This is a genomic window from Streptomyces sp. WI03-4A (genome assembly GCF_033792105.1).
Lineage (GTDB): Bacteria > Actinomycetota > Actinomycetes > Streptomycetales > Streptomycetaceae > Streptomyces > Streptomyces collinus_A.
Genome location: NZ_JARAUO010000010.1, coordinates 57,227 through 80,550, shown reverse-complemented (window position 1 = coordinate 80,550; position 23,324 = coordinate 57,227). Strand labels below are relative to the sequence as shown.

21 protein-coding genes are annotated in these 23,324 nt (G+C 71.7%); 12 read left to right on the top strand and 9 right to left on the bottom strand.

Annotated elements, in window-relative coordinates; all coding sequences use genetic code 11:
* Positions 1 to 275: 275 nt before the first annotated feature.
* Positions 276 to 1,109 (top strand): HAD family hydrolase, encoded by an 834-nt coding sequence (locus PV343_RS13710; RefSeq protein WP_319147158.1) that lies wholly within the window; start codon positions 276 to 278, stop codon positions 1,107 to 1,109.
* A gap of 327 nt (positions 1,110 to 1,436) precedes the next feature.
* Here PV343_RS13710 and PV343_RS13705 read toward each other — a convergent pair whose 3' ends face one another.
* Positions 1,437 to 2,261 (bottom strand): oxidoreductase, encoded by an 825-nt coding sequence (locus PV343_RS13705; RefSeq protein WP_319147157.1) that lies wholly within the window; start codon positions 2,259 to 2,261, stop codon positions 1,437 to 1,439.
* A gap of 100 nt (positions 2,262 to 2,361) precedes the next feature.
* On the opposite strand from PV343_RS13705, the gene PV343_RS13700 reads away from it, so the two are divergent.
* Complete coding sequence (locus tag PV343_RS13700) at positions 2,362 to 3,342, top strand: ATP-binding protein (RefSeq protein WP_319147156.1); 981 nt, start codon at positions 2,362 to 2,364, stop codon at positions 3,340 to 3,342.
* 24 nt (positions 3,343 to 3,366) lie between these two features.
* On the opposite strand, the gene PV343_RS13695 is transcribed toward PV343_RS13700, so the two are convergent.
* Entirely contained in the window at positions 3,367 to 4,632 is a 1,266-nt protein-coding gene (locus PV343_RS13695; RefSeq protein WP_319147155.1) for a hypothetical protein, read from the bottom strand.
* A 330-nt stretch (positions 4,633 to 4,962) separates the two neighbouring features.
* Here PV343_RS13695 and PV343_RS13690 point away from each other — a divergent pair, with 330 nt between their 5' ends.
* The 6 genes from PV343_RS13690 to PV343_RS13665 all read left to right on the top strand — a co-directional run bounded on the left by PV343_RS13690 (position 4,963) and on the right by PV343_RS13665 (position 13,055).
* Positions 4,963 to 7,377, top strand: a complete 2,415-nt coding sequence (locus tag PV343_RS13690; protein ID WP_319147154.1) for a SulP family inorganic anion transporter — start codon at positions 4,963 to 4,965, stop codon at positions 7,375 to 7,377.
* 117 nt (positions 7,378 to 7,494) lie between these two features.
* Positions 7,495 to 9,450, top strand: coding sequence for an acetate--CoA ligase (gene acs / locus PV343_RS13685; protein ID WP_319147153.1), 1,956 nt, complete (start codon positions 7,495 to 7,497; stop codon positions 9,448 to 9,450).
* 233 nt (positions 9,451 to 9,683) lie between these two features.
* Complete coding sequence (nhaA, locus tag PV343_RS13680) at positions 9,684 to 11,126, top strand: Na+/H+ antiporter NhaA (RefSeq protein WP_319147152.1); 1,443 nt, start codon at positions 9,684 to 9,686, stop codon at positions 11,124 to 11,126.
* A 54-nt stretch (positions 11,127 to 11,180) separates the two neighbouring features.
* Complete coding sequence (locus PV343_RS13675) at positions 11,181 to 11,669, top strand: phage holin family protein (protein WP_319147150.1); 489 nt, start codon at positions 11,181 to 11,183, stop codon at positions 11,667 to 11,669.
* Entirely contained in the window at positions 11,666 to 12,601 is a 936-nt protein-coding gene (locus PV343_RS13670; RefSeq protein WP_319147149.1) for an alpha/beta fold hydrolase, read from the top strand. Before PV343_RS13675 ends, PV343_RS13670 begins: the two co-directional genes overlap by 4 nt.
* A 274-nt stretch (positions 12,602 to 12,875) precedes the next feature.
* The gene (locus PV343_RS13665; RefSeq protein WP_319147148.1) at positions 12,876 to 13,055 is read left to right on the top strand and encodes a hypothetical protein; all 180 of its coding nucleotides are present in this window, start codon (positions 12,876 to 12,878) and stop codon (positions 13,053 to 13,055) included.
* A 54-nt stretch (positions 13,056 to 13,109) separates the two neighbouring features.
* On the opposite strand, the gene PV343_RS13660 is transcribed toward PV343_RS13665, so the two are convergent.
* The 3 genes from PV343_RS13660 to nth all read right to left on the bottom strand — a co-directional run bounded on the left by PV343_RS13660 (position 13,110) and on the right by nth (position 16,080).
* On the bottom strand, positions 13,110 to 14,309 hold the full coding sequence (locus PV343_RS13660) for a MarP family serine protease (RefSeq protein WP_319147147.1): 1,200 nt from the start codon (positions 14,307 to 14,309) through the stop codon (positions 13,110 to 13,112).
* 96 nt (positions 14,310 to 14,405) lie between these two features.
* Positions 14,406 to 15,110, bottom strand: coding sequence for an NUDIX hydrolase (locus PV343_RS13655; RefSeq protein ID WP_319147146.1), 705 nt, complete (start codon positions 15,108 to 15,110; stop codon positions 14,406 to 14,408).
* 52 nt (positions 15,111 to 15,162) lie between these two features.
* On the bottom strand, positions 15,163 to 16,080 hold the full coding sequence (gene nth / locus PV343_RS13650) for an endonuclease III (protein ID WP_415923492.1): 918 nt from the start codon (positions 16,078 to 16,080) through the stop codon (positions 15,163 to 15,165).
* Between the two features lie 277 nt (positions 16,081 to 16,357).
* Between nth and PV343_RS13645 the strand changes: the two genes are divergently transcribed.
* Both PV343_RS13645 and PV343_RS13640 read left to right on the top strand, forming a co-directional pair.
* Positions 16,358 to 17,032 (top strand): Crp/Fnr family transcriptional regulator, encoded by a 675-nt coding sequence (locus PV343_RS13645; RefSeq protein ID WP_020941347.1) that lies wholly within the window; start codon positions 16,358 to 16,360, stop codon positions 17,030 to 17,032.
* A 182-nt stretch (positions 17,033 to 17,214) separates the two neighbouring features.
* Complete coding sequence (locus PV343_RS13640) at positions 17,215 to 18,045, top strand: nucleotidyltransferase domain-containing protein (RefSeq protein WP_319147144.1); 831 nt, start codon at positions 17,215 to 17,217, stop codon at positions 18,043 to 18,045.
* Here the strand turns inward: PV343_RS13640 and PV343_RS13635 are convergent.
* From PV343_RS13635 to PV343_RS13620, 4 genes are all read right to left on the bottom strand, one after another.
* Entirely contained in the window at positions 18,042 to 18,872 is an 831-nt protein-coding gene (locus PV343_RS13635; protein ID WP_319147143.1) for an MBL fold metallo-hydrolase, read from the bottom strand. The genes PV343_RS13640 and PV343_RS13635 overlap by 4 nt on opposite strands.
* Positions 18,869 to 19,801 (bottom strand): NUDIX hydrolase, encoded by a 933-nt coding sequence (locus tag PV343_RS13630; RefSeq protein WP_319147142.1) that lies wholly within the window; start codon positions 19,799 to 19,801, stop codon positions 18,869 to 18,871. Before PV343_RS13630 ends, PV343_RS13635 begins: the two co-directional genes overlap by 4 nt.
* A gap of 150 nt (positions 19,802 to 19,951) precedes the next feature.
* The gene (locus tag PV343_RS13625; RefSeq protein WP_319147141.1) at positions 19,952 to 20,416 is read right to left on the bottom strand and encodes a RidA family protein; all 465 of its coding nucleotides are present in this window, start codon (positions 20,414 to 20,416) and stop codon (positions 19,952 to 19,954) included.
* On the bottom strand, positions 20,413 to 20,574 hold the full coding sequence (locus PV343_RS13620) for a DUF4177 domain-containing protein (RefSeq protein ID WP_003975360.1): 162 nt from the start codon (positions 20,572 to 20,574) through the stop codon (positions 20,413 to 20,415). The genes PV343_RS13625 and PV343_RS13620 overlap by 4 nt, the downstream gene beginning before the upstream one ends.
* Positions 20,575 to 20,748: 174 nt before the next feature.
* Here PV343_RS13620 and PV343_RS13615 point away from each other — a divergent pair, with 174 nt between their 5' ends.
* Positions 20,749 to 21,726 carry an ArsA family ATPase gene (locus PV343_RS13615; protein WP_319147140.1) on the top strand — a complete coding sequence of 326 codons (978 nt, stop codon included), beginning with the start codon at positions 20,749 to 20,751 and terminating at the stop codon, positions 21,724 to 21,726.
* Entirely contained in the window at positions 21,723 to 23,078 is a 1,356-nt protein-coding gene (locus PV343_RS13610; RefSeq protein ID WP_319147138.1) for an ArsA family ATPase, read from the top strand. Before PV343_RS13615 ends, PV343_RS13610 begins: the two co-directional genes overlap by 4 nt.
* The last annotated feature ends 246 nt before the right edge of the window (positions 23,079 to 23,324 follow it).

Sequence of the window (23,324 nt, the reverse complement as noted above, 5' to 3'; positions counted from 1 at the left end):
GATTACCCTGTGTGATGACGGGCGGACATGACGAAGGGCGGCCCAGCGGGCCGCGGCCGCTCACGCGACTGGTTGAAAAGAGGAGGAAAACGCGTCCGGACATGCGACGACCCCCGCCGGGGGGGAGAGCGGGGGTCGTCCCCACGGCCGACTCGGGGGGGGAGGAGTCGGACCGGGTTAGCACGGTCGCGAACGATCCGTGACTTCCATGGTGTACCCGAGAGCCCTCTCAGGCAAACCCACACGCCTCACCTTACGCCGAATGGTGGGCGCCTATGCTCAGGGGCGTGGAAAACCACTCCTTGCCCCGCGCGGCGGCCTTCTTTGACCTGGACAAGACGGTCATTGCGAAGTCGAGCACGCTCACCTTCAGCAAGTCCTTCTACCAGGGTGGCCTGATCAACCGCAGGGTCGCACTGCGGACCGCCTATGCCCAGTTCGTCTTCCTGGTCGGCGGCCTGGACCACGATCAGATGGAGCGGATGCGTGAGTACCTGTCCGCGATGTGCCGCGGCTGGAACGTCCAGCAGGTACGGGAGATCGTCGCCGAGACCCTGCACGACCTGATCGACCCGCTCATCTACGACGAGGCCGCCTCCCTCATCGAGCAGCACCACACCGCCGGCCGTGACGTGGTGATCGTCTCGACCTCGGGCGCCGAGGTCGTCGAGCCGATCGGCGAGCTGCTCGGCGCCGACCGGGTCGTGGCCACCCGCATGGTCGTCGGCGAGGACGGCTGCTTCACCGGAGAGGTGGAGTACTACGCCTACGGCCCGACCAAGGCCGAGGCGGTCAGGGAACTGGCCCTCTCCGAGGGGTACGAGCTCGAACGCTGCTACGCCTACAGCGACTCGGCGACCGACCTGCCGATGCTCCAGGCGGTCGGGCACCCGCACGCCGTGAATCCGGACCGGGCGCTGCGCCGCGAGGCCGTCGCCCGCGGGTGGCCGGTCCTGGAGTTCCGCCGGCCGGTCCGGCTCAAGCAGCGGCTGCCCGCGCTCTCCGTACCGCCCCGCCCGGTGCTCGTCGCCGCGGCGGCCATCGGAGCCGCGGCCGCCACGGCGGGCCTCGTCTGGTACGCCAGCCGGCGCCGAGGCGTCACCACCTGACCGATTCACCCCTGTTTGAACATGAAAGTAAAGAAGTGCAGGCAGGGGTTCCGCTTGGTCCGGGCTTGCAGTACAAAGGTCGTAGGCCCGCGTGACCAGAGGACATCCGAGAGGATCACCTACCACTACGCACATGGCCCACGGACCCCGCATGAACACTGGGCACCCACGCGACGTCGACCCGTCGATTACGGGCCAGCCGCACCAGGTCACGGGCAAAGCTCCCGGCCTGATGGGTAACACTTCGAGGACGCTTGGTAACCGGGTGAGCATGCCAGCGGCGGTACGAGTACTCGTACCGCCGCAACCCGTTTCCGGGCCCTTCCGTCAGGCCGCCCCGCGCTGCAGCGCCTCGCACACCGCCGTCGACTCGCGCGCACCCAGCTCCACGGCCCGCCCGCAGTGGGCGATCCATGCCGCCATGCCCTCGGGGGTGCCGGAGACGTACCCCTCCAGAGCGGCGAGGTAGGCGGCGCGCCCCAGTTCCCCGTGGCCCACCTCGGCCGGACAGACGGCCTTGGGGTCGAGCCCGCTGCCGATCAGGACGATCCGCTCGGCCGCGCGCGCGATCAGGCCGTTGTGGGAGGTGAAGGGGCGCAGGGCGAGCAGTTCGCCGTGCACCACGGCGGCCGTGACCAGCGCGGGCGCGGCGGATCCCGCGATGATCAGGTCCGCCAGGCCCTCCAGCCGCCCGGACACCTCCGGCGCGTCCGGCAGTGGCAGTTCGACCAGCGGCTCGTCGACCGCCTCGCCCGCCTGGCGCGGCCGGCCGGTCTCGGGGCCCTCGCTCGCGGCGGCCACGAGGTGCAGCCGGGCCAGCACCCTGAGGGGGGACTGCCGCCAGATGGACAGCAACTGTCCCGCCTCGGCGGTCAGCCGCAGCGCCCCGCCCACGACGCGCGCCTCGGCGTCGGCGCTGAAGTCGGTACGCCGCCGCACCTCCTCCAGAGCCCAGTCGGCGCCGGACAGCGCCGCCGAGCCGCGGGCGCCGCGCAGCGCGGCCTCGGAGGTGACCGCGTTGCTGCGGCGCCGCATGATCCGGTGCCCGTAGACCCGGTCCACGGCCTTGCGCACGGTCTCCACGGACTCGGCCACGCCGGGCAGCGAGCCCAGCGTCGCCAGCGGATCGGCGGTCGCGCCTGTCGTACTCATGAGTACGACACTACGCACCCCACCCGCACTGCCCACGAAGGAGTGGTCTTCTTCACGCCGACTGCCACATACAGCTATCGAATGACTACCCTTGGTGAACATGAAAATTGCTTTCGTCGGGAAGGGCGGCAGCGGCAAGACGACGCTCTCCTCCCTCTTCGTCCGCCACGTCGTGGCCGCCGGCGCCCCGGTGGTCGCCATCGACGCCGACATCAACCAGCACCTCGGGCCCGCGCTCGGGCTGGAGGAGGCGGAGGCGGCCGCGCTGCCCGCCATGGGCGAACGGCTGTCGCTGATCAAGGACCATCTGCGCGGCTCCAACCCGCGCATCGCCTCCGCCGCGACGATGATCAAGACCACTCCGCCCGGCAGGGGCTCGCGGCTGGTCCGGGTACGGGAGCCCAACCCGGTCTACGACGCCTGCGCCCGCCCGGTGGAACTCGACGGCGGCGCCGTCCGTTTGATGGTCACCGGCCCCTTCACGGACGCCGACCTGGGGGTCGCCTGCTACCACTCCAAGACCGGAGCGGTGGAGCTGTTCCTGAACCACCTCGTCGACGGCCCCGACGAGTACGTCGTGGTCGACATGACGGCCGGTTCGGACTCGTTCGCCTCCGGCCTGTTCACCCGCTTCGACATGACGTTCCTCGTCGCCGAGCCGACCCGGAAGGGGGTCTCCGTCTACCGCCAGTACAAGGAGTACGCCCGCGACTTCGGCGTCGCCCTGAAGGTCGTCGGCAACAAGGTCCAGGCGCAGGACGACATCGACTTCCTCCGCGCGGAGGTCGGGGACGATCTGTTGGTGACGGTCGGGCACTCAGACTGGGTGCGCGCCATGGAGAAGGGCCGCCCGCCTCGGTTCGACCTCCTGGAGGAGGCCAACGCCCGCGCCCTGCACACCCTGCGGACCGCCGCCGACGCCACCTACGAGCTGCGCGACCGGGAGCGCTACACCCGCCAGATGGTGCACTTCCACCTGAAGAACGCCGAGGCCTGGGGCAATGAGCGCACCGGGGCCGACCTGGCGTCACAGGTCGACCCCGAGTTCGTGCTAAGCGAGGAAGTGGCGGCCTCCGCCTGAGGTGTACGGGCCGCTGCCCGACGCCTACTGCTTGAGCGCCGGCGCTCCGGGGACCCCCTTGGGCGCCGGGGCCGGGCGGCCCGAGAGGAGGGAAGCCCAGCCCTGCCGGGGCGCCTCGCCCACCTTGAGGGTGCGCAGCTTCGCCAGCGTCTGGGGGTCCTGGGCGTCGAGCCAGTCGATGAGCTGGTGGAAGGAGACGCAGCGCACCTCGGGCTTGTTGCACACCTGCTTCACCACCTCGTCCAGGGCGCGCATGTAGGTGCCGCCGTTCCAGGACTCGAAGTGGTTGCCAATGATCAGGGGCGCGCGGTTGCCGTCATAGGCGCGGTAGAAGCCCTTGAGCAGGCCGTCCCTCATCTGGTCGCCCCAGTAGTCGAACTTGTCGGGGTCGCCCTGGGTCTGCGCGCCGGACTGGTTGACCATGAAGTTGTAGTCCATGGTCAGTTGCTCGTAGTCGTGCCCCGGGAAGGGCACCAGCTGCATCGACACGTCCCACAGGCCCTGGCGCTTGCTTGGCCAGAGCTGGTGATTGACACCGCTGGAGTCGTAGCGGAAGCCCAGTTCGACGGCTGCCTTCCGGAGGTTCTTCTGCCCTTCGAGACAGGGGGTGCGGGCGCCGATCAGCTCCTTGTCGTAGTCGAAGGGCAACGCGGGGGTCTTCGTCATCCCGGTGTTGGTCTTCCAGGTCTTCACGAACTGCTTGGCCTGGGCGATCTCGCTCTTCCACTCCTTCACCGACCACTGGCCGACGCCGCCCTCGGTGCCGCAGAAATGGCCGTTGAAGTGGGTGCCGATCTCGTTGCCCTCCAGCCAGGCGAGCCGCACCTGCTTGAGCGTGTCGGCGATGCCCTGCTGGTCGTTGAAGCCGATCTCCGAGCTTCCGGGCGCGTGCTGCGGAGGTCTGTACAGGTCACGCTTGTCCTCGGGCAGCATGTAGACGCCGCTGAGGAAGTATGTCATCGTCGCGTGGTTCTCCTTGGCGACCTTGCGGAAGTGGGAGAACAGCTTCTGGCTGTCCTCGCCGGCCCCGTCCCACGAGAACACCACGAACTGCGGGGGCTTCTCACCGGGCTTGAGCCGCTCCGGCACGGGCAGGTGCGGCTGGGCACCGGTGTACGCGGTGGACCCGTCGCCGATCAGCCGAACCACGCTCCCGGGCGCGGGCGCGCCCTTCCGCGGGCCGGGTGCTCCTTCCTTGGAGCCGGGGGAGCCGGTCGCACAGCCGGCCAGCGACGTCGCACAGGCCGCGGCGACGATGGCGCCGACGGCGATCCTCTGGGTGGCGGCCATCTTCCGCCCACCTTCTTCCTTCTCTCAGGCAAACGCTGACGAGGGCGTTTTCCGGTGGTCTGCCGGGTTGTGCCGACAGCGCCGCCAAAGTCGCACGGAGCCGAGAGGGAATTAATACGACAAGCCGATGAAATGACCGCTTCACTCAGCTAGGTGACGCAATGCTCCATTTGCCTTGAAAAGCTATGTATGACCTTTACGTTGCATTACGGTTCGTTTACCAAGGGTTGATCACAGCCCGCCGCTGCACGCCGTGCACCGACGGCCGCTACCGGATCGCCGGCCCAGGGGCCTCGGCCCACGACCGCGCCCACCCGGAGGAGACGGACCATGCCAGCCTGCGCACCCCCTCGCACCCAGCACTCCCACCCGCCGCACAGCCCCCCGACGTCCCGGCGCCGCCGCTTCCGTATCGAGGGCGCCGACCTGTCCGCGTCCGTCGCGGTCTTCCTGATCGCCCTGCCCCTCTCCCTCGGCATCGCCCTGGCCACCGGCGCCCCGCTCCAGGCCGGACTGGTCGCCGCCGCCGTCGGCGGACTGGTCGCCGGCCGGCTCGGCGGCTGCCCGCTCCAGGTCAGCGGACCCGCCGCCGGACTCACCGTCGTCACGGCCGACCTGATCCACCGCTACGGCTGGCGGACCACCTGCGGCATCACCGTCCTCGCCGGGCTCGCCCAACTCGGCCTCGGCTGCTTGCGCGTGGCGCGCGGTGCGCTCGCCGTCAGCCCCGCCGTGGTGCACGGCATGCTCGCCGGCATCGGCGTCACCATCGCCGTGGCCCAGCTGCACATCGTCCTGGGCGGCAGCCCGGACAGCTCGGTCCTCGCCAACCTCGCGGCGCTGCCCGCCCAGTTGGCCCGTCTGGACCCGGCCGCCGTCTCGATGAGCGCCCTGACCCTGACTCTGCTGCTGGCCTGGCCGCGCATCCCGGGCCGGGCGGGGCGCCTGCTGCGCCGGATCCCCGCGGCTCTGGTCGCCGTGGCCGGGGCGACCGCGACCGCCGCGCTGACCGGGCTGGCCCTGCCCCGGGTCGGCCTGCCGTCCTGGAGCAGCCACGCGCTGGCCGGACTGCCCGAGGGGCCGGTGCTCGGCGTCGCCGCTGCCGTGCTCACCACCACGCTGGTGTGCAGCGTGCAGTCCCTGCTCGGCGCGGTCGCCGTGGACAAGCTGGTCGCCGCCCGCCCCGGATCCGCCCACGTCGGACGGTCGAACCTCGACCGCGAACTGCTCGGCCAGGGCGCCGCCAACATCGTCTCCGGGACGCTCGGCGGGCTGCCGGTCGCGGGGGTGGCCGTGCGCAGCACGGCGAATGTGAATTCAGGTGCCGTGAGCCGGAACTCCACGATGCTGCACGGCGTTTTCGTAGTAGTCGCCGCGCTGCTGATGGTCCCGCTCCTGGAGCGGATCCCCCTCGCCTCACTCGCCGCCCTGGTGATGGCCGTCGGCATCCAGATGGTGTCCCTGCACCACATCCGCACGGTGACCCGCCACCGTGAGGTGCTGGTGTACGCCGCCACCACCCTCGGCGTGGTGGTCCTCGGCGTGCTGGCCGGTGTGGCCCTCGGGGTCGCCGTGGCCGTCGCGCTCGCCCTGCACCGCCTCACCCGCACCCGGATCACGCACCACCAGAAGGAAGGAGTCCATCGCGTACACGTACGAGGCCAGCTGACGTTCCTCGCCGTGCCCCGGCTCAGCAGAGCCCTGCATCTCGTACCCCAAGGCGCCCACGCCGTGGTGGAACTGGACGGTTCGTTCATGGACCACGCGGCGTACGAGTCACTGCAGGACTGGCAGAGCTCCCACACCGCCCGGGGCGGCTCCGCCGAGCTGACGGGACGGAGCGCGGCGGTGCGGACCGCCGAACCCGCCCCGGCCGCCGTCTGCCGGTGCCGGCCCTGGACGCCCTGGCGCAACCACCGCACCTGCTTCACCGGCGCCTCCTCGGCCCCCGCGGCACCGGTGGCGCCGGCGGCCCAGGAGCTGGCCCGCGGCATCAGCTCGTTCCAGCGGAACACCGCCCCGCTGGTGCGGGAGGAGTTGGCGCGGCTGGCGCGGGAGGGGCAGCGGCCCTCGCAGCTCTTCCTCACCTGTGCCGACTCCCGGCTCGTCACGTCCATGATCACTGCCAGTGGTCCCGGCGATCTGTTCGTCGTCCGCAACGTCGGCAACCTGGTGCCGCCGCCGGGCGAGGAGCACGGCGACGACTCGGTGGCCGCCGCCATCGAGTACGCGGTGGAGGTGCTGAAGGTCCGGTCGATCACCGTGTGCGGGCACTCGGGGTGCGGGGCGATGCAGGCGCTGCTGGCCGCCGGGCCCGGGGACGCGGCGACTCCGCTGAAGCGGTGGCTCCGGCACGGGCTGCCGAGCCTCACCCGGATGGCCGAGGACCACCGGGCAGGGCCCAGGCTGGCCGGGCGTGCCTCCGCCGACGCGGTGGAGCGGCTGTGCCTGACCAACGTGGTCCAGCAGCTGGATCACCTGCGGGCGCACGGCCCGGTGGCCCGCGCCCTGGCGGCGGGTGCGCTGGAGCTGCACGGGATGTACTTCCACGTGGGCGAGGCGCAGGCGTACCTGCTCGACGGGGCGGCGGACGGCGCGATGTTCGGTGAAGTGACCGAGGACGCGGGCGAGCGACCGGCGGGGCGGAAGGTTATGGAGGACGAACAGGAGGAGAAGGAGGCTCAGGAGGGGAAGGTGAAGGGTAAGGACGTGACCGCTGTGAAGGAGGTCCGCAGTCCGGTCTGAGCGGCCCGCCTCCCGACAGGTCTAAACCAATTTGGCCGTCGACCCTTGTCACCGGCCCCCCGCGTCTGATGAGCTGTGGCCTGGGACACAACGGACACCCTGGGAAAGGGAGATGTCGTGAGCAACGAAAGCCTGGCCAACCTCTTGAAGGAGGAGCGACGCTTCGCGCCGCCCGCTGACCTGGCCCAGAACGCCAACGTCACGGCAGAGGCGTACGAACAGGCCAAGGCTGACAGGCTCGGCTTCTGGGCCGAGCAGGCCCGCCGGCTGACCTGGGCCAAGGAACCGTCCGAGACACTGGACTGGTCGAACCCTCCGTTCGCGAAGTGGTTCAAGGACGGCGAGCTGAACGTCGCCTACAACTGCGTGGACCGGCATGTCGAGGCCGGGAACGGCGACCGGGTCGCCATCCACTTCGAGGGTGAGCCCGGCGACAGCCGGTCGATCACCTACGCGGAGCTGAAGGACGAGGTCTCCAAGGCGGCCAACGCCCTGCTGGAGCTGGGGGTCCGCAAGGGCGACCGGGTCGCCATCTACATGCCGATGATCCCGGAGACCGCGATCGCGATGCTGGCCTCGGCCAGGATCGGCGCGGCCCACTCGGTGGTCTTCGGCGGCTTCTCGGCCGACGCCCTCGCCACCCGGATCCAGGATGCGGACGCCAAGGTCGTCATCACCGCCGACGGCGGCTACCGGCGCGGCAAGCCGTCCGCCCTGAAGCCGGCCGTCGACGAGGCGATCGCCAAGGTCGACAACGTCGAGCACGTGCTGGTGGTGCGCCGCACCGGGCAGGACGTGGCCTTCGACAGCGGCCGGGACGTGTGGTGGCACGAGCTGGTGGAGCGCCAGTCCGCCGAGCACACCCCGGAGGCGTTCGAGGCGGAGCACCCGCTGTTCATCCTCTACACCTCCGGCACGACGGGTAAGCCGAAGGGCATCCTGCACACCTCCGGCGGCTACCTCACCCAGACGGCGTACACGCACTGGGCGGTGTTCGACCTCAAGCCGGAGACGGACGTCTACTGGTGCACGGCGGACGTCGGCTGGGTCACCGGGCACTCGTACATCGTGTACGGGCCGCTGGCCAACGGCGCGACACAGGTCATGTACGAGGGCACCCCGGACACCCCGCACCAGGGCCGGTTCTGGGAGATCGTCGAGAAGTACCGGGTCACGATCCTCTACACCGCGCCGACAGCGATCCGGACCTTCATGAAGTGGGGCGACGACATCCCCGAGCGGTTCGACCTGACCTCGCTGCGGGTCCTCGGCTCCGTGGGCGAGCCGATCAACCCCGAGGCGTGGGTCTGGTACCGCAAGAACATCGGCGGGGACCGGACACCCGTCGTGGACACCTGGTGGCAGACGGAGACCGGCGCGATGATGATCTCGCCGCTGCCCGGCGTCACCGAGGCCAAGCCCGGCTCCGCGCAGACCCCGCTGCCCGGCATCTCCGCCACGGTGGTGGACGACGAGGCGAACGAGGTGCCCAACGGCGGCGGTGGCTACCTGGTCCTCACCGAGCCGTGGCCGTCGATGCTGCGCACCATCTGGGGCGACGACCAGCGGTTCCTGGACACCTACTGGTCGCGCTTCGAGGGCAAGTACTTCGCCGGCGACGGCGCGAAGAAGGACGACGACGGCGACATCTGGCTGCTCGGCCGGGTCGACGACGTGATGCTCGTGTCCGGGCACAACATCTCCACCACCGAGGTGGAGTCGGCCCTGGTCTCGCACCCGTCGGTCGCCGAGGCGGCCGTCGTCGGCGCCGCCGACGAGACCACCGGCCAGGCCATCGTCGCCTTCGTCATCCTGCGGGGCACGGCGTCCGAGGACGAGAAGCTGATCGGCCAGCTCCGCGACCACGTCGGCGCCACGCTCGGCCCGATCGCCAAGCCCAAGCGCATCCTGCCGGTGGCGGAACTGCCCAAGACCCGCTCCGGCAAGATCATGCGCCGCCTCCTGCGGGACGTGGCCGAGAACCGCCAGCTCGGTGACGTCACCACGCTGACGGACTCCACGGTCATGGACCTCATCCAGGCCAAGCTCCCGGCCGCGTCCAGCGAGGACTGACCGAGCGAGGACAAGAGGGCCACGCGAGGGGGCGTCCGGCAGGAAACGCCGGGCGCCCCTTATGCGCCTACCGTGGAAAGCGCCGGATGCGTCCCGCGACAACCTTAGGTAAGTTAACTAAAGCCCCCAGGGCGAGAAGAACCTCTAGGCGTGCCGGGAAGTCTGGTCGGCAGGGCCGTCGGCGACCCCGGCGACGGCCGACGAACCGCCGTACCGACCCGGAGGTCCCCGCCGTGGCCGCGCCCCGCACCCCGAACACCACCCGCAAGGTCCTCGGACGCCTGTCGCTGCCCGAGCGGACCTACATCGTGGACGCGCTGCGCACCGAGACCGTCGGCGGAATGCTGCTCCTCCTGGCGGCCGTCGCCGCCCTGGTCTGGGCGAACATCCCCGCACTGCACGACAGCTACGAGGCCGTCAGCCACTACCACCTCGGCCCCGCCGCCCTCGGCCTCGACCTGTCCGTGGCGCACTGGGCCGCCGACGGCCTGCTCGCCGTCTTCTTCTTCGTCGCCGGCATCGAGCTCAAACGCGAACTGGTCACCGGGGACCTGCGCGACCCCAGGGCGGCCGTGCTGCCGGTGGTCGCCGCGCTGTGCGGGATGGCCGTACCGGCGCTCGTCTACACCCTCACCAACGTCGCCGGGCACGGCTCCACCCACGGCTGGGCGGTGCCCACCGCCACCGACATCGCCTTCGCGCTCGCCGTCCTCGCCGTCATCGGCACCTCGCTGCCCAGCGCCCTGCGGGCCTTCCTGCTGACCCTGGCGGTCGTCGACGACCTCTTCGCCATCCTGATCATCGCGATCTTCTTCACCGAACGGATCAGCCTCCCCGCTCTCGGCGGGGCCGTCGCCGGTCTGGTGGTCTTCTGGCTGCTGCTGCGCCGGGGCGTACGCGGCTGGTACGTGTACGTGCCGCTGGCGCTGGTCGTCTGGGCGCTGATGTACAACAGCGGCGTGCACGCCACCATCGCCGGCGTGGCGATGGGCCTGATGCTCCCCTGCACCCCCCGCGAGGGCGAGCCGCACGCTCCGGCCGAGCACATCGAGCATCTGGTGCGGCCGCTGTCGGCCGGGCTCGCCGTCCCGCTGTTCGCGCTGTTCAGCGCCGGTGTGTCGGTCACCGGCGGGGCGCTCGCGGACGTGTTCACCCGCCCGGAGACGCTCGGGGTGGTGCTCGGCCTGGTCGTCGGCAAGACGCTCGGCATCTTCGGCGGCGCCTGGCTGACCGTGCGCTTCACCCGCGCCTCCCTCAGCGACGACCTGGCCTGGGCGGACGTCTTCGCGGTGGCCGCACTCGCCGGGATCGGCTTCACCGTCTCGTTGCTCATCGGCGAGCTGGCCTTCGCGGGCGACGCGCTGCTGACCGACGAGGTGAAGACGGCCGTGCTCGCCGGATCGCTCATCGCGGCCGGGTGTGCCACGGTGCTGCTGAAGATCAGGAACGCCCGATACCGCGGACTGTGCGAGGACGAGGAGCGCGACGAGGACAGGGACGGTATCCCGGACATCTACGAGCAGGACGACCCCGCACACCATCTGCGGATGGCCGAGATCCACGAGCGCAAGGCCGCCGAGCACCGGCGTCTGGCCGCCGAGAAGGCCGCTGCGGCACGCCACGGGCTTCAGGAAATGGCGGGCGGGGCAGGCGAGGAGGGCGACCGTCCGGCATGATCTGACGAGACGGTACAAATCAAGCGGAACGAAAGACCTCAGAGGGAGAACGCGATGAGCGCACCCGACGGCAGCCCGGTCGGCGCCGAACGCAGCATCGGCCAGCTGTTCGCCTCGGCGACGACCGAGATGTCGGCGCTGGTGCACGACGAGATCGCGCTGGCCAAGGCCCAGCTCAAGCAGGACGTCAAGCGCGGCGCGACCAGCGGTGGCGCCTTCTCGGCGGCCGGGGTGCTCCTGCTGTTTTCGCTGCCGATGCTCAACTTCGCGCTCGCGTACGGCATTCGGACCTGGAGCGGCTGGAACCTGGCCGTCTGCTTCCTGCTGTCCTTCGCGGCCAACGTCCTGGTCGCCGGCCTCCTCGCCCTGATCGGCGTGGTGTTCGCGAAGAAGGCGAAGAAGAGCCAGGGCCCGCAGAAGGTCGCCGCGTCGATGAAGGAGACGGCGGGCGTGCTGCAGAACGCCAAGCCTCACCCGCGCCCGGAGCTGCCGCGTGAGCGGACGCCCGAGGCGATCGAGGCCGGGGTCCGCACGTCGTCATGACGGAGCCCGCCGCGGCATCGGCCGTAAGGATCGACCTCCCCCACGGGGCGAAGGTGACGCACCGGGACGTCGCCGCCAACGGCGCGCGTTTCCACATCGCCGAACTCGGCGACGGGCCCCTGGTGATGCTGCTGCACGGCTTCCCGCAGTTCTGGTGGACGTGGCGGTACCAGCTCGTCGCGCTCGCCGACGCGGGCTACCGGGCGGTGGCCATGGACCTGCGGGGCGTCGGCGGCAGCGACCGCACCCCGCGCGGGTACGACCCCGCCAACCTCGCGCTGGACGTCACCGGCGTGATCCGCTCGCTGGGCGAGCCGGACGCCGCGCTGGTCGGCCACGACCTCGGCGGCTACCTGGCGTGGACGGCGGCGGCGATGCGCCCCAAGCTCGTACGGCGGCTCGCGGTCGCGTCGATGCCGCACCCGCGGCGCTGGCGCTCCGCGATGCTGCGGGACCCCCGGCAGACGGCGGCGAGCTCCTACATCTGGGGCTTCCAGCGGCCCTGGGTGCCCGAGCGTCAGCTGACCGCCGAGGACGGCGCGCTGGTGGGCCGGCTGATCCGGGAGTGGTCCGGGCCGCGGCTGCCGGACGACGAGGACGTGGCGGCGTATCAGCGGGCCATGTGCATCCCGTCCACCGCGCACTGTGCGGTGGAGCCCTACCGCTGGCTGGTGCGTTCACTGGCACGTCCGGACGGCATCCAGTTCAACCGCCGCATGAAGCGCCCGGTGCGGGTGCCGACGCTGCATCTGCACGGCTCGCTCGACCCGGTGACCCGGACCCGCAGCGCGGCCGGATCGGGCGAGTACGTCGAAGCGCCGTACCGCTGGCGCCTGTTCGACGGTCTCGGCCACTTCCCGCACGAGGAGGACCCGGCGGCGTTCTCGGCCGAGCTGATCAACTGGCTGAAGGACCCCGAACCGGACCGGTGACCGGGCGGACGCCCGACGGCCGGTCAGATCCGCGGCGGGCACGCCCCGATGACCGTTCCGGCGACCGATCGGATGGCCGCTCCGACGAACGGTCAAGCGACCGTTCCGACGACGATCAGGTGACCGCTTCCTGACCGATTCGGTGACCGGATCGATGCGTCGAGTATCCGCTTCCTGAACACTTGTCCCTCGAACGGCCACATGCCTGCCGCATACGCCAATTGGGCGCCGTGGAGGCGGTTATCGACCTTGGGGCCCGGGCAGACGTCGGGGTATGGGCTGGACGCACGACTACAGTGACGCACCCCGCAATCGCCGCTCGGCCGCCGGGCTCGGCGCGTCGCGGCGAGGTACTCCGCAACTCGCGGAGGCGGACCTCAGGGTCGGGATTCCGCGCATTCTGCGCCGCCGGGCACGCTGGGTCTCCGTACGCCTGCGTCACCCGCGCGGCTGAGCCCGCGGGGCGTCACCCGGACGGCTCAGTCCCGGCGGGCGTTCCGCGGCTTCCTCACAGGGCGCAGCTGTCGGTGCCGACCTGCTCGTTCGCCGTACGGCCCCGGGCGATGTCCTGCTGGATCTCGTCCGCCGTGAGCGCGTACCCGGTGTCGGCGTCGTCGAGGGACTTGGCGAACACCACGCCGTACACCTTGCCGTCGGGCGTGAGCAGCGGACCGCCGGAGTTGCCTTGACGGACGGTGGCGTACAGGGAGTAGACGTCCCGGCTGACCGTGCCGCGGTGGTAGATGTCCGGCCCGTTCGCCGTGATGCGTCCGCGCACGCGCGCGGCCCGGACGTCGTACGAGCCGTTCTCGGGGAAGCCCGCGACGATCGCGCCGTCACCGCCGGCCGCGTCCCGCGAGGTGAACCGCAGGGACTTGGCCCGCAGATCGGGCACGTCGAGGACGGCGATGTCGCGCTTCCAGTCGTACAGGACGACCTTGGCCCCGTACTTGCGGCCCTCCCCGCCGATCTGCACGCTGGGCGCGTCCACGCCGCCGACCACGTGCGCGTTGGTCATGACGCGGCGGTCGGCGAAGACGAAGCCGGTGCCCTCCAGCACCTTGCCGCAGCTCTGGGCGGTGCCGGTGACCTTGACGATGGAGCGCTGGGCGTGAGTGGCGACCGCGCTGTTCGCCAGGGCCGGGTCGGGCGGCTCGACGTCCTTGATCGGCTCATTGGAGAAGGGGCTGAAGACCTGCGGGAAGCCGTTCTGCGCGAGGACCGAGGTGAAGTCCTTGAACCAGGTGTCGGCCTCGGCGGGCAGCGCCTGGGAGACGCCCAGCAGCACCTTGGAGTTGCGGACCTCCTTGCCCAGGGTCGGCAGCGTGGTCTGGGCGAGGGCGGAGCCGATCAGCCAGGCGACGAGCAGCATCGCCACGACGTTGACCAGGGCTCCGCCGGTGGCGTCCAGGGCGCGGGCCGGGGACCACGTGATGTGCCGGCGCAGCTTGTTGCCGAGGTGGGTGGTCAGGGCCTGGCCGACGGAGGCGCAGACGATGACGACGACCACGGCGACGACGGCGGCCGTGGTGCCGACCTGGGCGTTGCCCGTGACGGCGTCCCAGATGACGGGCAGCGTGTAGACGGCGACGAGACCTCCGCCGAGGAACCCGATCACCGACAGGATGCCGACGACGAAGCCCTGGCGGTAGCCCACGACCGCGAACCACACGGCCGCGACCAGCAACAGGATGTCCAGCACGTTCACTGCTTGAGGCCTCGCCTATTCACTCCGGTCCCAGCAGCGCGGCCGGGGGCCCGGGGGTGGGCGCCCCCGGAAAAACACAGCACGGCAGACACCCTGTCATGACCGCCAGTCGAGCGGGACCTTCTTCTCTCTGTCCCAGGGCCGCTCCCAGCCCGCGAAGTGCAGCAGGCGGTCGATCACTCCGGCGGTGAAACCCCAGACCAGAGCCCCTTCGACCAGGAACGCCGGGCCCCGGTGGCCGCTGGGGTGGACGGTGGTCGCGCGGTGCGCGGGGTCCGTGAGATCCGCCACGGGGACGGTGAAGACCCGGGCCGTCTCGTTGGGATCGACGACGCCGACCGGGCTGGGCTCACGCCACCAGCCGAGCACGGGGGTGACGACGAAGCCGCTGACCGGGATGTACAGGGCGGGCAGGACGCCGAAGAGCTGGACACCGCGGGGGTCGAGCCCGGTCTCCTCCTCGGCCTCGCGCAGCGCGGCCCGCAGCGGGCCGTCGCCTCCCGGGTCGCCGTCCTCCGGGTCGAGGGCGCCACCGGGGAAGGAGGGCTGCCCGGCGTGGGAGCGCAGGGAGCCGGCTCGCTCCATGAGCAGCAGTTCGGGGCCGTGCTCGCCCTCGCCGAACAGGATGAGGACGGCCGACTGGCGGCCCGAGCCGTTCTCCGGCGGCAGGAAGCGGCTGAGCTGGAGCGGCTCGACGGTCTCCGCCGCGCGCACCACCGGGTCCAGCCAGCCCGGCAGGCCCTCCTTGCTGAGAGCCACCGGGCCCCTGTCCGTGTCGTGCGTGCCGTGCGTGTACGTCATCGCCACCCCCGTCCTGCCGTGTTCAACGCCCGACGACTCCGAGATCGTTCCGTCATCCGGCCCCCAGCGGCGGGGCGGGTTTCCCGCCGGCGTCGAGGTAGGCCTGCGGGGGCTTCAGCCGCTGGCCGGGGAAACCGCCCTTCTCGTACTTCAGGAGTTTCGCCGCCTTCTCGGGGTCGGTCTCGCCCTCGCCGTAGGCCGGGCAGAGCGGGGCGATGGGGCAGGCGCCGCAGGCGGGCTTGCGGGCGTGGCAGATGCGGCGGCCGTGCCAGATGACGTGGTGGGACAGGTCGGTCCAGTCGCTCTTGGGGAACAGCGCCCCGACGGCCGCCTCGATCTTGTCCGGGTCGGTCTCGGCGGTCCACTGCCAGCGCCGTACCAGCCGCTGGAAGTGCGTGTCCACGGTGATGCCGGGCCGCCCGAACGCGTTGCCGAGGACGACGAAGGCGGTCTTGCGGCCGACGCCGGGCAGCTTCACCAAGTCCTCCAGCCTGCCGGGCACCTGGCCGCCGAAGTCCTCGGTGAGGGCCCTGGAGAGCCCTATCACCGACCTGGTCTTGGCGCGGAAGAAGCCGCAGGGGCGCAGGATCTCCTCGACCTCCTCCGGATTGGCGGCGGCCAGGTCCTCGGGGGTGGGGTACTTCGAGAAGAGCGCCGGGGTCGTCTGGTTGACGCGCAGGTCGGTGGTCTGGGCCGACAGCACCGTGGCGACGAGGAGCTGGAAGGGGTTGTCGAAGTCCAGCTCGGGGTGGGCGTACGGATACACCTCGGCGAGCTCGCGGTTGATGCGGCGGGCGCGGCGGACCAGCGCGGTGCGGGACTCGTTCGCGGGGGGCTTCGCGGCAGTCTTCTTCAGTGGCTTCGCGGCGGCCTTCCTGAGGGGCGCGCCGGCCGCGACGGACGCGGGGGGCGCGACCTTTTCAGCCGTTTTGCGTTTTTTCTTACTACCGTCGGGGCTTTGTTCGCCCACAGCGGAATCTCGACGTACAGCCACCCGCCCAGCCCCCTTGGCCTGTGCTCTCACCGGCGATTTGGACACCCGGCCAGCCTAAAGCCCGGCACCGACATCCGCCCCGGCCCCCGAAGATCGGCCCCCGATTGGACCCCTGCCGCTTACCTCGGGACACCTGTGCGGCATCCTTGTGACAGATCACACTGTTTGGACCGTCCGGCAAAATGGGGAACACGGTCCCCTGGCACACCAGGGGAGCAAGATCCCCTGAGCAGGTCGACAAGGGAGAGAACTCGTGGACGACGTTCTGCGGCGCAACCCGCTCTTCGCGGCGCTCGACGACGAGCAGGCCGCGGAGCTCCGCGCCTCCATGAGTGAGGTGACCCTCGCGCGCGGTGACTCACTCTTCCATGAGGGGGACCCCGGAGACCGGCTGTACGTCGTCACCGAGGGCAAGGTCAAGCTGCACCGCACCTCCCCCGACGGCCGCGAGAACATGCTCGCCGTCGTCGGCCCCGGCGAGCTGATCGGCGAGCTGTCGCTGTTCGACCCGGGCCCGCGCACCGCCACCGCGAGCGCGCTGACCGAGGTCAAGATGCTGGGCCTCGGCCACGGCGACCTCCAGCCCTGGCTGAACGCGCGTCCCGAGGTGGCCGGCGCCCTGCTGCGCGCCGTCGCCCGCCGGCTGCGCAAGACCAACGACGCCATGTCGGACCTGGTCTTCTCCGACGTCCCCGGCCGGGTGGCGCGCGCCCTGCTCGACCTCTCCCGCCGCTTCGGCGTGCAGTCCGAGGAAGGCATCCACGTCGTCCACGACCTCACGCAGGAGGAGCTGGCCCAGCTGGTCGGCGCCTCGCGCGAGACCGTGAACAAGGCGCTGGCGGACTTCGCCCAGCGCGGGTGGCTCCGCCTCGAGGCGCGGGCCGTGATCCTGCTGGACGTGGAGCGCCTGGCCAAGCGTTCGCGCTGACGCCCTGTGGGGGCCCCGCGGTTCGGCGGCCCCCACCTCCCGAGTCCCGCCTCCGAGTCCCGCTTCCTGGGGCCCGCTTCCAGAAACCGCACGGGCCCCTCAAGGGCCCGTCACCGCCCCGCTCCGCCCGCCGCCGGCACATTCACCTGCCCCAGGGCCCGGCGACCGGGCACAGTGAGCACATGGCCGAAACCGTGCGCCGTCCGGGGCTCGACGCCCAGGGCTTCATCGAACGCGAGGGCTCCCTCGCGCGCGTGCCCGACGTCTTCCGGCCGGTCGTGGCCGCGGCGCGCGACCGGCTGCTCGACCTCTTCGGCTCGCGTCTGCACAGCGCGTACCTCTACGGGTCGATCCCGCGCGGCACCGCGCGCGTGGGGCGCAGCGACCTGGACCTGCTGGTCGCCCTGCGCGACGAACCGGCCGACGCCGACCGGGCGGCCACCCGCACGCTCGGCGAGGCGCTCGACGGGGAGTTCCCGCAGATCGACGGCGTCGGCACGCTGCTGTACGGCCGGGCGCGGCTGCTGAGCGAGCCGGAGCGGTACGACCTCGGCTGGTTCGTGGCCTGCCTGTGCACCCCACTGCTCGGGGACGACCTCGCCGAGTACCTGCCCCGCTACCGCCCCGACTCCCTGCTCGCCCGGGAGACCAACGGCGACCTCGCGCTCCTCCTCCCGCGCTGGCGCGAGCGGATCGCCGCGGCGGAGGACTCCGAGCGGGCCCGCAGGCCCCTGGTCCGCTTCATGTCCCGGCACCTCGTCCGCACCGGCTTCACCCTCGTCATGCCCCGCTGGGACGGCTGGACCAGCGATCTGCGGGAGATGGCCGGGGCGTTCGGCGCGTACTACCCGCAGCGGGCCGCACAGCTGCGGCAGGCGGCCGAGTACGGCCACGAGCCCGTCGGTGACCCGGACGTCCTGCGCTCGTACGTCGACGACCTCGGGCCCTGGCTGGCCGGGGAGTACGCACGCGTGCACGGCGTCAAAGCGCCCCGCCCCGACCCGCCCGGCTAGATCAGGCCGTGCTCGCTCAGGTAGTCCAGCTGGGCCAGCACCGAGAGCTCGGCCGCCGGCCACAGGGAGCGGTCCACGTCGGCGTACACGTGGGCGACAACCTGCTGGGGGGTCCGGTGGCCGTCCTCGACGGCCGTCTCGACCTGGGCGAGCCGGTGGGCGCGGTGGGCGAGGTAGAACTCGACCGCGCCCTGCGCGTCCTCCAGGACCGGCCCGTGACCCGGCAGGACCGTGTGCACCCCGTCGTCCACGGTCAGCGACCGCAGACGGCGCAGGGAGTCCAGATAGTCCCCCAGGCGGCCGTCGGGGTGCGCCACCATGGTCGTGCCGCGCCCGAGGATGGTGTCCCCGGTCAGCACGGCCCGGTCGGCCGGGAGATGGAAGCACAGGGAGTCCGAGGTGTGCCCGGGCGTGGGTACGACCCGCAGCTCCAGGCCGCCGACGGTGATCACGTCCCCGGCGGCCAGGCCCTCGTCGCCGAGCCGCAGCGCCGGATCGAGCGCACGCACGCGCGTGCCGGTCAGCTCGGCGAAACGGCCGGCGCCCTCGGCGTGGTCGGGGTGGCCGTGGGTGAGCAGGGTGAGGGCGATCCGCTTGCCGGCCTTCTCGGCGGTGTCGACGACGTTGCGCAGGTGGGCGTCGTCCAGCGGGCCGGGGTCGATCACCACGGCCAGCTCGGAGCCGGGCTCGGCGAGGATCCAGGTGTTGGTGCCGTCCAGGGTCATCGCGGAGGCGTTGGGCGCCAGGACGTTGACGGCCCGTTCGGTCGCGGGGCCGCTGCGTACCGCGCCCCGGGGCTGGCCGGGCAGGGCTGCCGCGTCGGTCATGCGGGGCCTCCACCGGTCCGCGGGGCGGTCGCCGCCCCGGCCGCCGTCGATGCGTCCGTTCCGGAGGCCGCCCCGGCCGTCGGGACGTGCTTGGTGAACTCGTCGTGGCCCGGCCAGGCCAGGACGATCTCGCCGTCCACCAGGCGGGCGCGTGCCAGCACCGGCGTCATGTCGCGCGCGGGCGCGGCGGCCAGCGCCTCGGCGGCGGTGCCGTACGGAAGCAGTTGGCGCAGGGTGGCGATGGTGGGCGGCATCATCAGCAGCTCGCCCTTGTCGTACCCGGCGGCGGCCTCCTCGGGGCGGATCCACACCGTGCGGTCGGCCTCCGTAGAGGCGTTGCGGGTGCGCTGGCCCTCGGGGAGCACGGCGACGAAGAACCAGGTGTCGTAGCGCCGGGCCTCGAACTCGGGGGTGATCCAGCGGGTCCAGGCACCCAGCAGGTCGGAGCGCAGCACCAGGCCGCGGCGGTCCAGGAACTCGGCGAAGGACAGCTCGCGCGCGACCAGGGCGCCGCGGTCCGCCTCCCAGTCGTCGCCGGTGGTGTCGCCGACGACCGAACCGGCGTCCGGCCCGGCGAGCAGGACGCCCGCCTCCTCGTACGTCTCCCGCACGGCCGCGCAGACGATCGCCTGGGCGCCGGACTCGTCCACGCCGAGCCGGTCGGCCCACCACGCGCGCGTGGGGCCCGCCCAGCGGACGTGAAGGTCGTCGTCGCGCGGGTCGACCCCGCCGCCGGGGTAGGCGTACGCGCCTCCGGCGAAGGCCATGGAGGCGCGTCTGCGCAGCATGTGGACGACGGGGCCGGCCTCGGTGTCCTTCAGGAGCAGCACCGTGGCCGCGCGCCGGGGGGTCACCGGGGTCAGCGTGCCGTCCGCGAGCGCGCGGATGCGGTCCGGCCACTCCGGGGGGTACCACTGCCCATTCGCCATGGCCGGAGGCTATCCCGTATAGGGCGAATGTTCGAGAGGTACCCGAGGTCAGAGGGGTTCCGGGACCGCGGGGCACTCGGGGAGCCGCCCGGCGGTCCGGCACGGGTCCGACGGCGGCCCGGCACAGGGTCCTACGGGGGCCCGACGGGCTCAGGGGGCCAGCTCGACCTGGATCTCGACCTCCACCGGCGCGTCCAGCGGCAGCACCGCGACGCCCACCGCGCTACGGGCGTGCACGCCCTTGTCGCCGAGCACCTCGCCGAGCAGCTCGCTCGCGCCGTTGATGACACCGGGCTGGCCGGTGAAGTCGGCGGCGGAGGCGACGAAGCCGACGACCTTCACCACGCGCACGACGCGGTCCAGGTCACCGGCGACCGACTTCACGGCGGCCAGCGCGTTCAGCGCGCAGGTGCGGGCCAGTTCCTTGGCCTCCTCCGCGGTGACCTCGGCGCCCACCTTGCCGGTGACCGGCAGCTTGCCCTCGACCATCGGGAGCTGGCCGGAGGTGTAGACGTACACACCGGACCGCACGGCCGGCTGGTACGCGGCCAGGGGCGGGACGACGTCCGGAAGGGTCAGACCCAATTCGGCCAGCTTGGCCTCGACCGCGCTCATGCCTGCTTCTCCCGCTTCAGGTAGGCGACGAGCTGCTCGGGGTTGTTGGGCCCGGGCACGACCTGGACGAGCTCCCAGCCGTCCTCGCCCCAGGTGTCCAGAATCTGCTTCGTGGCATGGACGAGCAGCGGCACGGTTGCGTATTCCCACTTGGTCATGGGCCGACTGTAGCCGCTGTGGACCACCGCACCTGCGGCCGACCGGGCACCGTCGTCCACCCCGCCCGCGACGGACCGCGGCCGCCGTCGTCCACCCCGCCCGAGACCGACCGCGGGCGCCGTTGTCCACAGCCCCGCGCGTGACCGTCGGCCGGACTGGTTAGGCTCGAAGACGTGAGCAGGCTCCAGGTCGTCAGCGGCAAGGGCGGGACCGGAAAGACGACGGTCGCCGCCGCACTCGCGTTGGCTCTCGCCACGGAAGGGAAGCGCACGCTTCTCGTGGAGGTCGAGGGCCGGCAGGGCATCGCCCAGCTCTTCGAGACGGAGGCGCTGCCCTACGAGGAACGGAAGATCGCGGTCGCTCCGGGCGGCGGGGAGGTGTACGCCCTGGCCATAGACGCGGAACTGGCCCTCTTGGACTACCTCCAGATGTTCTACAAGCTGGGGGGCGCGGGCCGGGCCCTGAAGAAGCTCGGCGCGATCGACTTCGCCACCACCATCGCGCCGGGCGTCCGGGACGTCCTGCTGACCGGCAAGGCGTGCGAGGCCGTGCGCCGCAAGGAGAGAAGCGGGCGCTTCACGTACGACTACGTCGTGATGGACGCCCCGCCCACCGGGCGCATCACCCGCTTCCTGAACGTCAACGACGAGGTGGCGGGCCTGGCGAAGATCGGCCCGATACACAATCAGGCACAGGCCGTCATGCGTGTGCTGAAGTCGCCGGAGACGGCGGTGCACCTGGTGACGCTGCTGGAGGAGATGCCGGTCCAGGAGACCGCCGACGGCATCGCCGAGCTGCGCGCCGCACGGCTTCCGGTGGGCCGGGTCATCGTGAACATGGTCCGCCCCGAGGTGTTGGACGCGGCGGATCTGGAACTCGTACGGACCGTGGAGCGTTCATCCGTCGCACGGGCGCTGTCCACCGCCGGCCTCGGCGGGGCGCGCCGCGGCGGGCACGCCGAGCGGCTGGTGGACCCGCTGCTGGAGCAGGCGTCGGAGTACGCCGAGCGGTACGCGCTGGAGCAGGAGCAGCGCGCGGTCCTCGGCGACCTGGACCTGCCGATGCACGAACTGCCACTGCTCGCCGAGGGCATGGACCTCGGCGGCCTGTACGAACTCGCCAGCGAGCTGCGGAAGCAGGGGTTGTCATGAGTCCGGACCCGGCGCAGTCCCCGACCTCGCCGTCCGCCCAGTCCTCCGCCCGGGACGGCGCGCGCTCCCGCATCTCCCCCGCGCGCGTGCTCGACGTCGACCCGCTGCTGGACGACCCGGGGACCCGCATCGTGGTGTGCTGCGGCTCGGGCGGTGTCGGCAAGACGACGACGGCGGCGGCGCTGGGCCTCAGAGCGGCCGAGCGGGGCCGCAAGGTGGTCGTCCTCACCATCGACCCGGCCCGGCGGCTGGCCCAGTCGATGGGCATCGACTCCCTCGACAACGTGCCCCGGAGGGTGAAGGGCACCGAGGGCGACGGCGAGCTGCACGCCATGATGCTCGACATGAAGCGCACCTTCGACGAGGTCGTCGAGGCGCACGCGGACCCCGACCGGGCGGCCGCGATCCTGTCCAACCCCTTCTACCAGTCACTCTCGGCGGGCTTCGCGGGCACGCAGGAGTACATGGCCATGGAGAAGCTGGGCCAGCTCCGGGCCCGGGACGAGTGGGACCTGATCGTGGTGGACACCCCACCGTCCCGTTCGGCGCTGGACTTCCTGGACGCGCCCAAGCGGCTCGGCTCGTTCCTGGACGGCCGGCTGATCCGGCTGCTGACCGCTCCGGCGAAGCTCGGCGGCCGCGCGGGGATGGCCTTCCTCAACGTCGGCATGTCGATGATGACCGGCACGCTGGGCAAGCTGCTGGGCGGCCAGCTGCTGAAGGACGTGCAGACCTTCGTGGCCGCGATGGACACCACGTTCGGCGGTTTCCGCACGCGCGCGGACGCCACGTACAAGCTGCTCCAGGCGCCCGGTACGGCGTTCCTCGTGGTGGCGGCGCCGGAGCGGGACGCGCTGCGCGAGGCCGCGTACTTCGTGGAGCGGCTGGCCGCCGAGAAGATGCCGCTGGTGGGGCTCGTGCTCAACCGGGTGCACGGCAGCGGCGCCGGCGGGCTCACGGCCGAGCGGGCGCTCGCCGCCGCGGAAAATCTTGAGGAGTCCGGCATTGTCGATCAGGGGGACGGGAAAGCTGGACTTCGTAACTCTCCCGACACGTACGGCAGTTCAGACTCTCTCGCTTCCCGGGCCGCAGCTGTGGACACCGCTTCCGAAGAAGGCTCCCCCGCCACCACGGAGCACTCCGTCGACCAGCTCACCGCCGACCTGCTGAGGCTGCACGCCGATCGCATGCAGTTGCTCTCACGCGAGCAGCGCACGCGTGACCGGTTCACCGCCCGCCACCCCGAGGTGGCGGTCGTCGAGGTGCCCGCGCTGCCCGGCGACGTGCACGACCTCACGGGTCTGCGCGACATCGGCGACCGGCTGGCGGCGGGACAGACGGAGCTGTCCTGACGGCGCACGGACCGGCCGTACGGGCCGTACAGCGCGCGTGACTCGGCCTCGGCCCCACCGGCCCGGCCTCGGCTCAGCGACTCGGCCGCGGCTCAGTGGCCCGGCCCCGATGTCCCTCGATGACCTCGGCCATGCCCCGTGAGCGCGCCGACGGCCGCCGCTCGTACACGCGTGCCCCGCGGGCGTGCCACCTGGCACGCCCCGCACGGCGGGTGTCTCCGCGGGCGTCCCACGGGTGGTGTTCCA

What these genes read in the sequence shown, in the direction of transcription:
- PV343_RS13640 (WP_319147144.1), top strand. Translation starts at nt 17,215, where the DNA reads ATGGCCGAAACCGTGCGCCGTCCGGGGCTCGACGCCCAGGGCTTCATC.
- PV343_RS13625 (WP_319147141.1), bottom strand. Translation starts at nt 20,416, where the DNA reads ATGAGCGCGGTCGAGGCCAAGCTGGCCGAATTGGGTCTGACCCTTCCG.
- PV343_RS13630 (WP_319147142.1), bottom strand. Translation starts at nt 19,801, where the DNA reads ATGGCGAATGGGCAGTGGTACCCCCCGGAGTGGCCGGACCGCATCCGC.
- PV343_RS13655 (WP_319147146.1), bottom strand. Translation starts at nt 15,110, where the DNA reads ATGACGTACACGCACGGCACGCACGACACGGACAGGGGCCCGGTGGCT.
- PV343_RS13635 (WP_319147143.1), bottom strand. Translation starts at nt 18,872, where the DNA reads ATGACCGACGCGGCAGCCCTGCCCGGCCAGCCCCGGGGCGCGGTACGC.
- PV343_RS13665 (WP_319147148.1), top strand. Translation starts at nt 12,876, where the DNA reads ATGGGCTGGACGCACGACTACAGTGACGCACCCCGCAATCGCCGCTCG.
- PV343_RS13710 (WP_319147158.1), top strand. Translation starts at nt 276, where the DNA reads ATGCTCAGGGGCGTGGAAAACCACTCCTTGCCCCGCGCGGCGGCCTTC.
- PV343_RS13705 (WP_319147157.1), bottom strand. Translation starts at nt 2,261, where the DNA reads ATGAGTACGACAGGCGCGACCGCCGATCCGCTGGCGACGCTGGGCTCG.
- PV343_RS13670 (WP_319147149.1), top strand. Translation starts at nt 11,666, where the DNA reads ATGACGGAGCCCGCCGCGGCATCGGCCGTAAGGATCGACCTCCCCCAC.
- PV343_RS13620 (WP_003975360.1), bottom strand. Translation starts at nt 20,574, where the DNA reads ATGACCAAGTGGGAATACGCAACCGTGCCGCTGCTCGTCCATGCCACG.
- PV343_RS13675 (WP_319147150.1), top strand. Translation starts at nt 11,181, where the DNA reads ATGAGCGCACCCGACGGCAGCCCGGTCGGCGCCGAACGCAGCATCGGC.
- PV343_RS13690 (WP_319147154.1), top strand. Translation starts at nt 4,963, where the DNA reads ATGCCAGCCTGCGCACCCCCTCGCACCCAGCACTCCCACCCGCCGCAC.
- PV343_RS13700 (WP_319147156.1), top strand. Translation starts at nt 2,362, where the DNA reads ATGAAAATTGCTTTCGTCGGGAAGGGCGGCAGCGGCAAGACGACGCTC.
- PV343_RS13695 (WP_319147155.1), bottom strand. Translation starts at nt 4,632, where the DNA reads ATGGCCGCCACCCAGAGGATCGCCGTCGGCGCCATCGTCGCCGCGGCC.
- PV343_RS13610 (WP_319147138.1), top strand. Translation starts at nt 21,723, where the DNA reads ATGAGTCCGGACCCGGCGCAGTCCCCGACCTCGCCGTCCGCCCAGTCC.